The 16,402-nt window shown below is 48.0% G+C and carries 9 protein-coding genes; 4 read left to right on the top strand and 5 right to left on the bottom strand.

Annotated elements, in window-relative coordinates; all coding sequences use genetic code 11:
• Nucleotides 1-10: 10 nt before the first annotated feature.
• The 3 genes from I2B62_RS09845 to I2B62_RS09835 form a co-directional block, all read right to left on the bottom strand.
• Nucleotides 11-1,321, bottom strand: a complete 1,311-nt coding sequence (locus I2B62_RS09845) for a YgeY family selenium metabolism-linked hydrolase (RefSeq protein WP_195268789.1) — start codon at nucleotides 1,319-1,321, stop codon at nucleotides 11-13.
• Between the two features lie 117 nt (nucleotides 1,322-1,438).
• Entirely contained in the window at nucleotides 1,439-2,650 is a 1,212-nt protein-coding gene (dpaL, locus tag I2B62_RS09840) for a diaminopropionate ammonia-lyase (protein WP_195268788.1), read from the bottom strand.
• A gap of 59 nt (nucleotides 2,651-2,709) precedes the next feature.
• Nucleotides 2,710-3,366 carry a helix-turn-helix transcriptional regulator gene (locus tag I2B62_RS09835; RefSeq protein WP_195268787.1) on the bottom strand — a complete coding sequence of 219 codons (657 nt, stop codon included), beginning with the start codon at nucleotides 3,364-3,366 and terminating at the stop codon, nucleotides 2,710-2,712.
• Nucleotides 3,367-3,746: 380 nt separating this feature from the next.
• On the opposite strand from I2B62_RS09835, the gene ssnA reads away from it, so the two are divergent.
• The 3 genes from ssnA to hydA all read left to right on the top strand — a co-directional run bounded on the left by ssnA (nucleotide 3,747) and on the right by hydA (nucleotide 9,592).
• Nucleotides 3,747-5,081, top strand: a complete 1,335-nt coding sequence (gene ssnA / locus I2B62_RS09830) for a putative aminohydrolase SsnA (RefSeq protein ID WP_195268786.1) — start codon at nucleotides 3,747-3,749, stop codon at nucleotides 5,079-5,081.
• A 56-nt stretch (nucleotides 5,082-5,137) separates the two neighbouring features.
• A complete protein-coding gene (gene ygfK, locus I2B62_RS09825; protein WP_195268785.1) occupies nucleotides 5,138-8,134 on the top strand; it encodes a putative selenate reductase subunit YgfK in 2,997 nt (998 codons plus the stop codon).
• A gap of 81 nt (nucleotides 8,135-8,215) precedes the next feature.
• Entirely contained in the window at nucleotides 8,216-9,592 is a 1,377-nt protein-coding gene (gene hydA, locus I2B62_RS09820; protein ID WP_195268784.1) for a dihydropyrimidinase, read from the top strand.
• Nucleotides 9,593-9,659: 67 nt separating this feature from the next.
• On the opposite strand, the gene xdh is transcribed toward hydA, so the two are convergent.
• A complete protein-coding gene (gene xdh / locus I2B62_RS09815; RefSeq protein WP_195268783.1) occupies nucleotides 9,660-12,230 on the bottom strand; it encodes a selenium-dependent xanthine dehydrogenase in 2,571 nt (856 codons plus the stop codon).
• A 282-nt stretch (nucleotides 12,231-12,512) separates the two neighbouring features.
• Complete coding sequence (locus I2B62_RS09810) at nucleotides 12,513-13,295, bottom strand: RICIN domain-containing protein (RefSeq protein WP_195268782.1); 783 nt, start codon at nucleotides 13,293-13,295, stop codon at nucleotides 12,513-12,515.
• Nucleotides 13,296-13,804: 509 nt separating this feature from the next.
• Here I2B62_RS09810 and I2B62_RS09805 point away from each other — a divergent pair.
• A complete protein-coding gene (locus I2B62_RS09805) occupies nucleotides 13,805-16,399 on the top strand; it encodes a heavy metal translocating P-type ATPase (protein ID WP_195268781.1) in 2,595 nt (864 codons plus the stop codon).
• Nucleotides 16,400-16,402 lie beyond the last annotated feature (3 nt).

Here is a 16,402-nt window from a genome sequence, read left to right as displayed (position 1 = left end):
GTCAGCCGGATTATCTGGTATAAACGGTTGGCAGCGCCGCGTAAACAGCGGCACAGGTAACGAGATCCTGTTTCCAGGTTCTTTCATTGGGCGCATGTGCCTGTGCTTCTGCTCCAGGGCCAAAACCGATAACCGGAATCCCATTGCGTCCCATGATGGACACGCCGTTGGTTGAGAAGGTCCATTTATCTGTCAGCGGACGGGCCTTGCGTTCTGCCGCTGTCTCAGCAGAACCGATACGTTCTTCACCGTACAGTCCTTTATAGGCTTCTTCCAGCGCTTTGGTAACCTGATGGTCTTCCGGAATCACCCATGTCGGGAAATAACATTCAATCGGATAAACGCATCCGGTATAGGAGGGCCGATCATATTCGTACATTGAGACCTTTACATCATTTCCGTATTTTTTAACATTTGGCAGGTTCCGGATTTCGTCCAGACAGCTCTCCCAGGTTTCACCGGCGGTCATACGGCGGTCTAAAGAAACAGAGCATCCATCTGCTACGGCACAGCGGCTGGGCGAGCTGAAGAAAATTTCAGAGGTCGTGACGGTTCCGCGGCCCAGGAAGCGGGCTTCCTTCCATTCAGGATTGTATTTTTCATCCAGCATTTTAACCAGGCCCTTGATCTCAGTGCCTTCCTCTGCGTCATTTTCATTAAGAGCACGGACATCCTGGAGAATATCCGCCATTTTATAGATGGCGTTGTCACCGCGTTCCGGTGCAGAGCCATGACAGGAAACGCCCGAGACGTCAATCCGGATTTCCATACGTCCGCGCTGTCCACGGTAAATACCGCCATCAGTCGGTTCGGTAGACACAACAAATTCCGGACGAACCTTATCTTCATTGATGATGTACTGCCAGCACAGGCCGTCACAGTCCTCTTCCTGAACCGTGCCCGTCACCAGTACGCTGTACTTGTCATTCAGCATTCCCAAATCTTTCATGACTTTAGCGCCGTAAACAGCGGATACAATCCCGCCCAGCTGGTCAGAGGTTCCGCGGCCTCCAATTTCGCTATCCGACTCAAATCCTTCATAGGGATCAAATTCCCAGTTGTCCATGTTGCCGACGCCAACGGTATCAATATGGGCGTCAAAGCCGATCAGGGTATTACCAGTTCCCATATAGCCTAAAACATTTCCCTGTGGGTCAATTTCCACTTTATCAAAACCGAGCTTACGCATTTCTTCCGCGATGGTATTAATGTGTTTTTCCTCGTCACAGCTTTCACCCGGGTTTTTGACAATATTACGGAGGAATCTTGTCATATCCTCTTCATAACCCTGCGCCGCTTTTTTGATTGCTTTAAAATCCATTTTTATTTGCCTCCTGATTGATTTAATATATAACGTTTATGACTGAATCATTATTTTCTAACCGGCAGCCTCTTTTTTCAATGCGCTGCCGGCCACATTTTCAAAGCTGATCCTGTATCAGACTGAGGGGTGTGCGCCGTTCCAGACAATGGCGCGGTAATTTTCAGGATCGGTATCCCCTTCTGTCGAGAACATGATGATTTTAGAATGACGGTCCAGACCAATACGTTCTCTTAGCTCTTTATAGTCGTCGTTTTCCATTAAGGCGGCGATTAAGCCCATGGATACCGCACCGGATTCGCCGGAGGTGACAGGGGTATCCCCCTTCACCGGCGCCGCCAGCATCCGCATACCCTTTGCTGCTACCCAGTCGGGACATGAGACAAAGAAAGCGCTGTTATTTTTAAGAATTTCCCATGATATGGTATTGGGCTCACCACAGGCTAAACCAGCCATAATGGTCTGCATATCACCGTCAACAAAACGGATCTTGCCGTCCTTAGCCGCGGCGGATTTATATAAACAGGCGGCTTCATCCGCTTCCACCACAACCGTTGTAGGGCAGTCGCCTGGGAACAGATTGGCAAAGAAGCCCTGCACGGCTCCGGCCAGTGAGCCGACGCCTGCCTGGATAAAAATATGTGTCGGGCGTTCGCATCCCTCAGCCTTTAACTGCTCGGCCGCTTCCAGCGCCATGGTCCCGTAGCCCTGCATGATCCAGGCGGGTATCTCCTCATAGCCATCCCAGGCTGTGTCCTGAACCACGACGCCATTTTCCGTTTTTTCTGCCTCAGCTGCTGCAATACGGACACATTCATCATAGTTGACCTCGGTGATGGACGCCTCAGCATTTTCTTTTAAAATGTTTTCCAGACGAATGGGACTGGAGCCCTTTGGCATGTAGACGACCGCTTTTTGACCAAGCTTATTGGCTGCCCACGCAACACCCCGGCCATGGTTGCCATCGGTTGCTGTAAAAAAGGTCGCCTGACCGAATTCTTCTTTCAGCTTATCCGATGTCAGATAATCGTAGTTTAGCTCTGAGACATCCCGGCCCAGCTTTTGGGCAATATACCGGGCCATGGCAAAGGAGCCCCCTAAAACCTTAAAGGCGTTAAGCCCAAAACGGTAGGACTCGTCCTTAACAAATAAGCTGCCAATTCCAAGATACTCTGACATTTTGTTAAGCTTTACAAGTGGGGTCTGTGAATACTGCGGGAAGCTTTCATGAAAAGCTTTTGCCTTTTTAACCGATTCGATGGACATCACCGATAATTCCTTATCGTCCGTTTTTGGCATCTCATTGGATACCCATTTGATTTTTTCCATTGTTTTCTCCTGTATGAAGTGTAATACAAAATTGCTTTCAGGGACGTGATGGTCCCGGTCTATTTCTTTTCTGACGGATCAGAGCTGCTCTGATCAATATAGCTGTACAATGTGTACTTGGATATTCCAAAGAAAGCCGTCAGCTTTTCGCTCGCCTTGGTGATCAGTAAGGCTCCGGCATCATTTAGAAATTTAAGCGCCTTGATCTTATCCTCTTTGTTCATTAAGGCCACCGGCTTTCCAACCAGACGAACCGACTGCTCAAGCAGGTCGTCCAGCAAGTCGTTGACATTGGTGGGAATATTTTCCACCTCCGCTTCTTTTTCCTGTTTGGTTCCTATGAGGGCTTGAAGCGAATTTTCCACCATCAGCAAACCGGTAATGTCATAATTAATCGAAAAGATTCCAACAACTCTGTTATCCTTATCTCTGATATAAACCGTACTCGATTTTAATATTTTGCCATCCGCAGTTTTTGTCATATAATCCAGATGGTCCTGTAAATCTTCGGGATTCTTTTTCAGAGCCTCCAGCACCACATGGGAGGGCCCGTCTCCCAGCTTACGGTTCGTAACATGTCCATTTTCAATATAGACAACCGTGCTTTCTTTATTCTCAGTTGTAAGATCATGCACCACCACTTCACAGTTGCTGCCAAACTGAGTAGCAATGCCATGGGCCAAATTTTTTAATAAATCCAGTGTTTCTCCTTGCATCTTAATTCATTCCTTCGCATTTCGACTTTTCCTCGAAACCAAACAGTTTATCAGGTTACCTGACAATTTGTTTGGTTTATGTGTCTATCATAACACCCTTTTGGAAAAAACACAACCCCTGTTTTTAAAAAAAATAAAAATTTATTATATCGTAAAAATGGATTTAATAAATTTTTTTAAAAAAGACTTGCTTTTTGCAGCAAAACATGATAAATTATCGTTAGGATAATAAACTATTATTGTCTCAAGGTCCACTGCCAGGCTGCTGCATCGCATATAAAAACCTTCGCATATTCAATGTTTTATAGTATTCACGGGTGATATAGAAAAGCGCACTGCCTCTATATCCATTCAAAATAATAACAATCAAGGAGAGAACAATGATTTTAATTGGAAACGGTCGGTTAATTACCCGAGATGAAAAGAACACGTATTTAGATAATGGTTGTGTTGCAGTGGAAGGCAATGAGATTGTAAACGTTGCTTCTACAGAAGAACTAAAAAAACAATATCCCGGTGCTGAGTTCATCGATGCCAGAGGCGGCGTCATCATGCCGGGGCTGATTAATACCCATAACCATATTTACAGTACCTTTGCAAGAGGCCTTTCCATTGAAGGCTTTAATCCCCAGAATTTTATGGATATTTTAGATGGACAGTGGTGGACCATTGACCGTAACCTGACAAACGAGGACAATAAATACAGCGCGTACGATACCTATATCGACTGTATCAAGCAGGGTGTTACCACCGTGGTAGACCACCATGCAAGCTATGGCGAAATAAAGGACAGCCTCTTTACCATCGCCGATGTCGCCAGGGAGCTGGGCGTACGTACCAGCCTGTGCTATGAAGTATCCGACCGCGACGGCGCAGATAAAATGAAAGCCGCCGTCAAGGAAAATATCGACTTCATCAAGGCCGCCCACGAAGATAAAAGCGGTATGGTACACGGCATGCTGGGTCTGCACGCTGCTTTTACCCTGACGGATGAAACCCTGGATTACTGTAACGCCGAAAAACCGGATTACGCAGGTTACCATGTACATGTTGCCGAGGGTTTAGACGATGTTTACGACTCTTTAGAAAAATATGGCAAGCGTGTGGTTAACCGCTTATTCGATAAAAATATTTTAGGTGAGAATACCATTGCTGTGCACTGCATTCACATCAACGGCGAGGAAATGTCCATTCTCAAAGATACCAATACCATGGTCGTGCACAACCCAGAGTCCAACATGGGCAACGCTGTCGGGTGTCCGCCAGTGCTTCAGCTTGTAAAACGCGGTATCCTCATCGGACTTGGAACCGACGGCTATACCAACGACATGATCGAATCCTACAAGGTAGCCAACATTCTCCACAAGCATTTCAGTTGTGATCCAAACGTGGCCTGGGGTGAAATTCCACAAATGCTGTTTAACAACAATCCTGCCATCGCAAAACGTCTTTTCGGCAAAACCTTAGGCGTACTGGCTCCAGGAGCCGCTGCCGATATCATTGTAACAGATTATAACCCAACGACCCCCATGACCGCTGACAACTACAACTCACATATTCTCTTTGGCATGTGCGGACGTTCCGTCATTACCACCATGATTAACGGCAAGGTCCTTATGAAAGACCGCGAACTGCTGAACATCGACGAAGATGCCATTTTGGCAAAATCACGCGAAACGGCTAAGAAATTAGCCGACCGCATTAATCACAGATAGTACCACTGCCCTGTTATACTAAAAAACAATTCCCACCATAAAAAAGGAGTATCGAAATGAGCGATAAAATGTACCCTATCCCCTTTGGCGAAATGATCAACTGGATCTTAAGCGAATATAAAAAAGAGCGAAGCATCTTTGGCGTCCGAAAGCTTTACAGAAAAAGCGACCAGCAGACACTCTCAATTTTTGACGAAATGCTGGAGACACCCTTTGGTCCGGCTGCCGGACCGCACAACCAGCTGGCTCAGAACATTGTAGCCGCTTATGTCGGCGGCGCGCGCTTCTTTGAATTAAAAACCGTACAGCCTGTAGATGGCGAAGACCTGGCGGCGCTGGTCTCCAAGCCCTGCATTACAGCCGGCGACGAATGCTACAATTGTGAATGGTCCACCGAGCTGCGCGTGGAGGAAGCCTACGACGAATATGTAAAGGCCTGGTTTGCCCTCAAGCTTCTGGCCAAGGAAATGGGCTTTGGAAGTCCGGACGGCTTTATCTTTAACATGAGTGTCGGCTACGATTTTGCCGGTGTTCAGTCTGAAAAAATTGATCATTATATCGAGGGGATGAAAAACGCTGAAAATTCCGCAGTATGGCGGGAATGTGTGGACTATACCCTGGCCCATCTCGACCAGTTTGACAACATTGACGCAGGTTATGTCAAAGGGATCTCTCCGGTTGTCAGCCGCTCCATCACCCTTTCCACACTCCACGGCTGTCCTCCTGACGAAATCGAACGCATTGCCAGCTACCTGATAAATGAAAAAGACCTGAATACTTTCGTTAAATGTAACCCGACCATGCTGGGGTATGAATCCGCCCGTGAGATTTTAGACAGCATGGGCTACGACTATATGGATTTTGACGATTATCATTTCCTCCACGACCTTCAATTCAAGGATGCCGTGCCCATGTTTACCCGTCTGAAAAAGGAAGCCGCCGATAAAGGCGTTGCCTTTGGGGTAAAAATTACAAATACCTTCCCTCAGAAGGTCGTTGACGGTATTTTACCAAGTGAAGATATGTACATGTCTGGCCGGTCCCTGTTCCCGTGCTCCATCGAACTGGCAAACCGTCTGGCAAAAGCCTTTGATGGCGATCTGCGCATTTCCTATTCCGGCGGTGCGGATATCTTTAACATTAAAGATATCTTCAAAGCAGGCATCTGGCCCATCACCCTGGCCACCACTTTATTAAAGCCGGGCGGATATAACCGTCTTGACCAAATGGCAGAGGACCTTGTTTCCTATAACTTCAAGGAAGTACAAAGCCTGAAGCCTGCCGCTTTGTCCATACTCGCAAAACGTGCAAGAACTAACCCCCACAATGTAAAAGGGGCCATAAAGCCGTTACCCTCCAGAAAATTTGACAAAAAAGTGCCCCTGGTTGACTGCTTTACAGCGCCCTGCTCTGAAGCCTGCCCAATTTCTCAGGACATACCGGATTATATTGAACTCCTGGGCCAAAACAAACCGCTGGAGGCCCTTAAGGTTATCACTGCGAAAAATCCACTTCCATTCATCACTGGTACCATCTGTAACCACCGCTGTATGGATAAATGTACGCGCAATTTCTATGAGACACCCCTGTGTATCCGCGGTGTAAAGCTTAATGCCGCCGAGCTGGGCTATGATGACCTGCTGAAAGAGATCCGGCCTGTCGAAAAACGCACAGATGCCAAGGTTGCCATTGTCGGAGGCGGCCCTGCTGGTATCTCAGCCGCTTACTTCCTGGCAAGAAACGGTATCTCCGCCACGATTTTTGAGCGCAATGAAAGTCTTGGCGGTATTGTACGCCACGTCGTGCCTGAGTTCCGAGTCGATGCCGAAATTGTTGAAAATGACGTAAAGCTCATGGAAGCCTACGGTGTAGAAATCCACACTAATACCCCTGTCTGCTCAGTGGACGAATTAAAAAGCAAAGGCTTTAAGTATGTTATTGCCGCTACCGGCGCCTGGGGGCCAAGCCCGTATAAGCTAGAGGGCGAACAGGCCCTCAACGTGCTTGATTTCTTACAGAGCTTCAGAAAAGACGCATCCAGCCTGAATCTCGGGAAAGATGTTGTGGTGATCGGCGGAGGGAACACCGCCATGGACGCCGCCAGAGCTTCCAAAAAAGCACCCGGTGTCGAAAATGTCCATCTGGTATACCGCAGAACCAAACGTTATATGCCGGCCGACGAGGAAGAACTGGCAATGGCACTGGAAGACGGCGTTAAATTCTACGAGCTTCTCTCCCCTGAAAAATTTGACGGCCTTACCCTTTCCTGCCGGAAAATGGTGCTTGGCGAACCCGACGCTTCCGGAAGAAGAAGCCCGCAGAATACCGATGAATTCATGGATATTCCGGCCAATACGGTTATCGCCTCGGTTGGCGCAAAAATTGATCAGGAATGGTTTACCCAGAACAAGATCGGCCTGACAGACCGTGGCCGTGTCGAAGTCAACAAAGACACCCTGGAGGCGCGTGACAATATTTTTGTGGCCGGCGACGCGCAACTGGGCGCCGCGACTGTTGTACAGGCCATTGCGGACGCACGCAAAGTGGCCGATACGATCGTAGAAGCCGAAGCACTTGAAGCAGCTCCTGTTTATTCCAAAAAAACCGGCGATTATAACAGAGCGCTGGCCAAACGCGGTATTCTGGCTGAACCGAAATGTGAATCGACAGAGTGCAGCCGCTGCCTGGAATGCTCGACCGTCTGTGAATCCTGTATGGATGTATGTCCAAACCGCGCAAATCTTGCGCTCTTTGTACCCCACCACAAAATGCGTCAGATCGTTCACGTGGACAGAATGTGTAATGAATGTGGTAACTGCCAGACCTTCTGCCCTTATGACAGCGCGCCTTATAAAGATAAATTCACCCTGTATCACACACTCTCCGACTTTGAAGACAGCAGCAACAGTGGTTTTCTCATCACCAGTGACGATCGCGTTAAGGTCCGCCTTGACGGCAATGTAATTGACACCTCCATCGGTGACAGTGCACTGCCTCAGGGGATCAATGATATCATAAAAGCAGTTGTCAGCAGCTACAGCTATCTCCTCTAAAAGCGATAATCAGGGACGTCATTCATGACGTCCCTTCACTTGTTTCCTGCGTGAATTCCCATTGTAAAACGAGGTATAATTATGAAAAAAACAATCATCAGAGGCGGTATTCTCTTTTCCTCTCAGGACACACTTAACGCTGATATCCTGATAGAAGATGGTAAAATCGCCAAAATCGGCCAAAAGCTCAAAGACCCGGAAGCCAGCATCATCGACGCCGCGGGAAAGTATATCTTCCCAGGCTTTATTGATCCACACACACATCTGGATATGGACACCGGCACCGCCCATACCGCAGATGATTTTGTCTCCGCAACAAAAGGGGCTGTTTCCGGCGGCACCACTGCTATCATCGATTTTGCCACCCAGGATAAGGGACACAGTCTGACAGAAGCTTTAAAAAGCTGGCATGCTCTGGCGGATAACCGTTCCTCCTGTCATTATGGCTTTCATATGGCCATTACCGACTGGAATGACACGACGCGCAAAGAGCTCAGGACAATGAAGGATTCAGGCGTAACCTCCTTTAAGCTTTATATGGCTTATGATAACCTGCGCTCCAATGACCGGGAAATCTTCGAAATATTAGAAGCGGTCAAAACCTTTGGTGGTCTTGTCTCCATGCACTGTGAAAATGGCGATCTTGTCAATGCACTGATCGCCGAACAAAAAAAGCAAGGCCGCATGAGCCCTGCAGCCCATCCCCTCTCCCGGCCCGACTTTGTCGAGGCTGAGGCCGTTAACCGATTTTTAGCCATTGCCGAAGCCGCGGACTCTCCCGTCTATGTGGTTCACCTCAGCACAAAACGAGGACTCAAGGAATGTTTAAATGGCCGTAAGCGCGGTCAAAAAGTCTTTATTGAGACCTGCCCGCAGTATCTGCTGCTTGACGACAGCTGTTATGAGCTGGAGGGCTTTGAGAGCGCAAAATACGTTTTCGCCCCTCCGGCACGCAAGCCGTCCGATGAAAAAGCACTCTGGGAGGCTTTAAGCGATGGTATTGTCAATACCATCGGCAGTGATCACTGCAGCTTTAATATGAAGGGCGGCAAGGATCTTGGTAAAAATGACTTCAGCAAGATTCCCAACGGCATGCCCGGTGTCGAAACACGCCCAGTACTCATGTATACCTTTGGCGTATGTGAGCATAAACTGACCTTAAACCAGATGGCCGCTCTGCTCTCAGAAACACCGGCAAAAATTTTCGGCATGTATCCACAAAAAGGCGCTCTGAAACCCGGCAGCGATGCGGATATTGTCATCTGGGATCCAGCGTACAGCGGCACCATCACCCAGCAGAAGCAATACCAAAATGTAGATTACACCCCTTATGAAGGTGTCAAAATAAAAGGCAGAGCGGACGTCGTGCTGCTAAACGGCGAAACCGTTGTAGAAAAAGGCCGGGTTATCGTTGAAAATAAAGGGTGCTATATCTCACGGGGTATCTGCCAGCTTTAAAGAAAAAATAAAAAGAGTCACCTCCTTTTCATTGGTGACTCTTTTTTTAGTAGATTCGATATTCCTTTTACTTCTTTTTCTTTTTCTCATAGGGTGTATCCTTAAGCGGTAAAACCGTCTGGAACTCACCACTTAAGCGATAATACGCATCCGCAATGGCCGGCGCTGTCGGAATCGAAGTGATCTCGCCGATTCCAATGGCGCCATAAGCCACATCAATGCCCGGCTTCTCAACAATAATACTTTCAAGCTCTGGTACTTTGTCGGCTTTGAAAAGGCCCAGCGTCCCAAATTTCGATTTTGGAATACCATGATCCAGCTCATACTGTTCTGTGAGCGCGTAGCCCATTCCCATGACCACACCGCCTTCGATCTGTCCCTCGACGCTAATGGGGTTTACCGCCTTACCCACATCGTGGGCAGCGACCATTTTCTTTATCGTCCCGTCCTCATTTAACACACACATCTGCGTAGCATAACCATAAGCCACATGGGATACCGGATTGGGCACTGGTGTGCCCATGGCGTCCGTTTTTGCCAGATACTCGCCCATAAACGCCTGCCCTTCAAGCTCTGCCAGCGTTTTATCATTCATCGCAGTCTTAAGCTCCTCGGCTGCCCGTTTACAGGCCTCGCCGGTTACCAGTGTCTGTCTGGAGCCCGAGGTGGTACCGGAATCCGGCGCATTGGCTGTATTAGGGGGCATGTAGGCAATCTGATCCAGTCTCAGACCAGCGGTTTCAGAAAGCACCTGTGTCAGCACTGTCCCCAACCCCTGTCCAATACAGGAGGCCCCGGCATGAATCTCGACCCGCTCATCCTTTACCAGAAGACGGCAGCGTCCCCAATCCGGCAGACCCACACCGACACCGGCATTTTTCATCGCACAGCCAATGCCCACGTATTTTTCACTGTCATAAATTTCCTTAACCGCCTCCAATGTCTCGGCGATCCCCGTTGCCGGATCGGCGATCTGTCCATTCGGAAGCACCTCACCTGGACGCACCGCGTTACGATAGCGGATTTCCCACGGGCTGATCCCTACCATTTCTGCCAAAAGATTGAGATTCATTTCAGAGGCAAAGCAGGTCTGCGTTACTCCAAAGCCCCGGAAAGCACCGGCCGGCGGGTTATTTGTATACACAGCTTTACCGTCAATATCAATGGTCTGGAAATTATAAGGTCCGGCAGCGTGCGTACAGGCACGCTGAAGCACCGGCCCCCCCAGGGAGGCGTAAGCGCCGGTGTCAGACACGACCACCGCTTTTAATGCTGTCAGGCGGCCTTCCTCATCACAGGCAGATGTGACGTCCATATAAAAGGGGTGGCGTTTAGGATGGATCATAAGGCTTTCTTTTCGTGTGAGCTTAACCTTGACGGTCCTTTTGGTTAAATAAGCGATCAGAGCAGCATGATGCTGAACAGAAACATCCTCTTTTCCTCCAAAGCCCCCGCCTACCAGCTTGTTTTCGACAATAACCTTTTCCGCCGGCAGGCCCAGCATTGCCATACACTCATGCTGTGTATCGTAGGTTCCCTGGTCTGTCGAATAAATAAAGACGCCATCATCATCAAAAGGCATTGCCACAGCGGTTTCCGGCTCCAGAAAAGCATGCTCGGTCCACGGCGTTTCATAATGACGCTTAACCTTGTATTTTGAACGCGCGATCACTTCATCGGCATTGCCCCGTACCAGGTGCTCGTGGGCTAAAACATTGGTTTCGCTGCCTTCATGCACTAAAGGCGCATTTTCCATCATTGCCTCACGCGGGTCAAAAATCCCCTCAAGCGGTTCATATTCAACACTTACCAGCTTCTTGGCTTCCTCCAGGATTTCCGGTGATTCTGCTGCTACCAGACAGATCGCGTCGCCAATGTAATGCGTGGTTTTCCCAACTGGAATCATCGTGTCCCAATCCTGCTTGAGATGGCCCACCTTCACGCTTCCAGGAATATCCTCCGCTGTAAAAACGCCGACCACACCCGCAAGCGCCTTCGCTTCATCTGTATGAATGGCCAATATGCGGGCTCTCGGATATTCTGCCCGTACAGCGCTGCCGTAGATCATCCCCTCCAGATAAAGATCGTCCGGGTACTCGCCAGTTCCCAGCACCTTTTCTCTGGCATCTACACGCTGCATGGCCTGTCCAACCGTAACCTCTCCGGCTTCTTCATTTACAGGGAGATTTTCTCTGAAAACTTTAGCTGCCAGTAGAATACCATCGACAATTTTTTTATAACCGGTACATCGGCATATATTATTTTTAATGGCATTTATTACCTCCAGGCGGGTTGGTTCGGGGTTGGCGTCAATAAGCGCTTTGCCTGACATTACCATCCCCGGTATACAGAAGCCGCACTGCACCGCACCGGCCGTTGCAAAAGCATAGCTGTAAACCTCTTTTTCACGCTCAGTAAGCCCCTCTACTGTCACAATCTCTTTATCCGCCATTTTAGACACCATGGGGATGCAGGACCGGGTAGCCTTTCCATCGATAATAATCGTACAGGTACCACAGGCTCCTTCACTACAGCCATCCTTCACAGAGGTTAATCTCAAATCATCTCTTAAAAAGCGCATAAGCTTTTTATCTTCTTTAAGCTCGTGTATAGCTCCATTGACCTTAATCGTGTACATTTCTGATACTCCTTTATTGGTTAATGCTGTCGAATGCTTTGTTTTCCATGCTTTTACTCAGAACAATTACGGGCAGCCATTCTTCTGATAAACTTTGCACAGGGATTTCATTAAAACGCAATACTGTTTTATTATATGACTTAATAATATTTTATCGTATTTTTATGGAAATAGCAAGCTTTTATTCTCAAAAACGACTGTTTTTTTTAGAACAATCGGTGCTTTTAAGCAATAAAAAAACCACCGTTTTGCTTTCCGGTGGTTTTGAAAATTCTGCTCGCTCTATGCCTCCGTATCGGTCTTCCTGGCGGCTGTCGCACGTGTTTTACGGGTTGTTTTTTTAGCGGGCTCTTCTGACGCGGCTTCAGTCTTTTTTGCCACAGTGGTTTTTCGGGCTGCTGTGGCTTTTTTGGCCGTTGTTTTGGAAGGTGCCGCTTTTCGTGCTGTGGTGGTTTTAGCTGTCGCTGCTTTTTTAGCGGCTTCTGCCGGAGTTTTCTCCTCTGCCTCGGTTGTTTTTTTCGCTCTTGTCCCGGTGGTCTTTTTCGTGGCAGCCGTTTTTTTCCGTGGCGCTGTTCTGGTTGTCTTTTTTACTTCTGGCGCTGCCGCCTCATCCTCGTCAGCCTGAACTGGCGTAAAATGCCATACCTGATTCGCACTGCCGGTTTTTTCCCATATCTGCATTTGAGCACCCGGCACCGCAGCCCCCATGGCAATATCTAGATAAATACCCGCGCGCTGTGATCTTATGAGATAACTGCCTTCAGCGGTCTCTTCCAGTGTCCAAAGCTGGCTGTCCGTATCAACAGCTTCCCACTGCTGCACCCATGTGCCGTTTACAGTTCCCAGCATACACAAATCCAGTGCTTTTCCAGAATACTTGTTGATGAGCTTAAACCACTCACCTTCTGCGTATTGGGGTGTCCATTTCTGGCTGTCCGCTCCTGTTTGGGAAGCCTCCTGTAATTTTATAAGCGCGCCGTTTTCGGCAGAGCCGTTTTCAATTCCGAGAGCCAATGTCTTTTCCTGCGCCATAATGACGTATTCTTTATTTGCTTGCAGTTTCAATTTACCAACTCCTTTGGTCTTTTTAAACAGCGTTATAACATGATGCTGTTTTTATCAAAATATCTCTACACTGCATTTTGATTTACTTTAGCTTGATACTATCATAGCAATTATTCAGGCATTCGTCAAACATTCATTGAAAATTTTACAAAATATAAACAAGTATTAAGCATTGTTTTGCGTTTTCAACAATAAATAGTGAAAATTATAATATATCACAAGACTTAGCTTTAATTGTAATTTTAATTCACAAAAGGCCTTTATTCTCTGGATACACATGCCTGGAAAGATTCATATGCGGTAGTCTGTATAAAAAGCCATACAGATACCTGAACAGGCTGTTTTTATTTTTTCAGATGCCTTCTAAAAACAACTGTATTTTAAAGCCTCTGTTAAGATATCTGACAATCGGGTAAAAAATTTCTGAAAAGAGCTTGACCATTCTTACAAAATGTTATATGATATGAACATACCCCACCCCATGAGGGGTGCCGTTTGGAGGTTAACACATGAAGAAAAATTTTAAAATAGAAGGGATGTCCTGTACAGCCTGTGCCGCTGCCATTGAACGAACCGTCAACAAAATGGCTGGCGTCGAGGACGCGGTAGTTAACTACGCTACCGAAAATCTGGCCGTTACCTATGATGACGGCTCCGTCCAGGCTCCGGAAATTGTTTCTGCCATTGAAAAAATTGGCTATGGCGCTGTCCCCGAACAGGACACTTCAACATCTGGTAAGAGTACGGTCAAAAACACCGCGGGTGAAAACGCACAAAAACAGATGAAGGAGCTCCAGACCCGGCTCATCATTTCATTGGTCTTTACCATTCCTTTATTCTACCTGTCCATGGGTCCCATGGTCGGACTGCCTGTTCCCGCCTTTTTGGACGGGGATATGAACCGTCTGATTAACACAATTACTCAGATGCTTTTGACCCTGCCCGTTGTTTATATGGGTGCGCACTTTTATAAGGATGGTTACAAAGCGCTCTGGAAACGCATTCCCAATATGGATTCTCTGGTAGCCGTAGGAACCAGTGCTTCATTCCTTTATGGCATCTATGTCCTGTACCAGCTTGCCTGGGGTTACTCCTATGGCGATATGGCCATGGTCCATCACTTCGCACATGAAATCTATTTTGAGGGCACTGCGGTTATTTTAACTCTGATCACTCTTGGAAAATATATGGAAGCCCGCGCTAAGGGAAAAACCTCCCAGGCCATCGAAAAACTCATTGCACTGGCGCCCGATACCGCTTTAGTAGAACGCGGCAATACCGAGGTCGAGATTCCAATTGATGATGTGCGGCTTGACGACACGGTTATCATTAAGCCCGGTGACCGTATTCCTGTAGATGGTGAAATTATCTCTGGGCATTCCAGTGTAGACGAATCCCTGCTGACTGGCGAGAGTATCCCGGTCGAAAAGGAAACCGGTGACCACGTTATCTGTGGCAGTATCAATAAAACCGGCGCGTTTAAATTTCGCGCCACTAAAATTGGCGATGACACCACGCTCAGCAAAATTATCCATCTGGTAGAAGAAGCCCAGTCTTCCAAAGCCCCTATCGCTAAGATTGCCGATCAGATCAGCCGTTATTTTGTACCGGCGGTTATGGGGATCGCGGCATTATCCTTTATCATCTGGCTGCTGCTCGGCTATGAGTTTTCCTTTGCCCTTTCGATGGGTATATCCGTACTGGTTATCTCATGTCCCTGCGCTCTCGGCCTTGCAACGCCAACAGCCATCATGGTAGGTACTGGTAAAGGCGCTGAACAGGGAATCCTCTTTAAAAACGGCCCTGCTCTTGAAACGCTCGGAAAAGCAGATGCGGTCGTTTTTGACAAAACCGGTACCATCACCATCGGCAAGCCTTCCATTACGGACATTGTGCCTTTGGGCAATACCGATGAAACGACGCTGCTTCAGTTGGTCGCTTCCATCGAGGCCAAATCCGAACACCCGCTCAGCGAGGCCATTGTAGACGGCGCTGAAGAACGCGGAATCACACTGCGGGACGTGTCCGACTTTAATGCCATTCCCGGCCTTGGCGTCGAGGGTACTGTGGACACCCGTTTTATTACCATTGGTAATCAGAAACTCATGAAAGGCTCCGGCATTGACCCCAGCACCCAGACCGAGCTGTATAACACGCTTTCGGATGCGGGTAAAACGCCGCTGTTTATTGGTGAGGGCAGCGAACTGATTGGCATCATCGCTGTCGCAGATACCCTTAAAGAAAACTCAGAAAACGCCATTGCCCAGCTTAAAGCCATGGGCACTCAGGTATATATGCTGACCGGAGATAACGAGCGGACGGCACGGGCCATTGGTGCAAAAATCAATATTGATCATGTCATTGCCAATGTATTGCCGGAAGAAAAGGCTGATCTCATCAAAAAGCTTCAGAATGAAGGTAAGCAGGTGATTATGGTAGGTGACGGCATCAATGACGCCCCCGCCCTGGCCCAAAGCGATATCGGTATCGCCATTGGCAACGGCACTGACGTTGCCATCGAATCTGCTGACGTTATTCTCATGCAGAATGACCTCCTGCAGATTGTCGCGGCTATTCAGCTGAGTAAAGCCACTATCCGAAATATCAAACAGAACCTGTTCTGGGCCTTTATCTACAATACCATCGGTATCCCGCTGGCTGCCGGCATTCTCTATATCCCCTTTGGCCTTAAGCTGAATCCGATGTTCGCAGCGGCCGCCATGAGCTTGAGCTCTGTCTCGGTTGTGCTGAACGCCCTGTCTCTGAAAGGCTTTAAGCCCAAATTTACCCCTGTGCATGATCTGCCGTCCGCCCATACGGATGTGACGGTTATCAATAATAAAAATATTATCAGTGATTCGATCATGGAATCACAGAAAGAAGGAACCACTATGACAAAAAAATTACATGTAAATGACATGAGCTGCAAACACTGTGTAAAACGTGTTGAAGACACCTTAAACGCCATCGACGGCGTTTCAAATGTTCATGTTTCTCTGGAAGACGCCCAGGCTACTTTGGACGTAACGGATGCCGTTACCGACAAAATGCTGTGCGATGCCCTTGATGAGGCAGGCTATCCCGCTTCTGTCATTACCGAATAAAAC

The organism is Eubacterium sp. 1001713B170207_170306_E7, from assembly GCF_015547515.1.
In the GTDB taxonomy this organism is placed as follows: Bacteria; Bacillota; Clostridia; order Eubacteriales; family Eubacteriaceae; genus Eubacterium.
This window is presented reverse-complemented; position numbering and strand designations above follow the sequence as displayed.

Excerpts from the sequence above, each read along its gene's own strand:
- I2B62_RS09845 (WP_195268789.1), bottom strand. The coding sequence starts at position 1,321 with ATGGATTTTAAAGCAATCAAAAAAGCGGCGCAGGGTTATGAAGAGGAT.
- dpaL (WP_195268788.1), bottom strand. The coding sequence starts at position 2,650 with ATGGAAAAAATCAAATGGGTATCCAATGAGATGCCAAAAACGGACGAT.
- I2B62_RS09835 (WP_195268787.1), bottom strand. The coding sequence starts at position 3,366 with ATGCAAGGAGAAACACTGGATTTATTAAAAAATTTGGCCCATGGCATT.
- ssnA (WP_195268786.1), top strand. The coding sequence starts at position 3,747 with ATGATTTTAATTGGAAACGGTCGGTTAATTACCCGAGATGAAAAGAAC.
- ygfK (WP_195268785.1), top strand. The coding sequence starts at position 5,138 with ATGAGCGATAAAATGTACCCTATCCCCTTTGGCGAAATGATCAACTGG.
- hydA (WP_195268784.1), top strand. The coding sequence starts at position 8,216 with ATGAAAAAAACAATCATCAGAGGCGGTATTCTCTTTTCCTCTCAGGAC.
- xdh (WP_195268783.1), bottom strand. The coding sequence starts at position 12,230 with ATGTACACGATTAAGGTCAATGGAGCTATACACGAGCTTAAAGAAGAT.
- I2B62_RS09805 (WP_195268781.1), top strand. The coding sequence starts at position 13,805 with ATGAAGAAAAATTTTAAAATAGAAGGGATGTCCTGTACAGCCTGTGCC.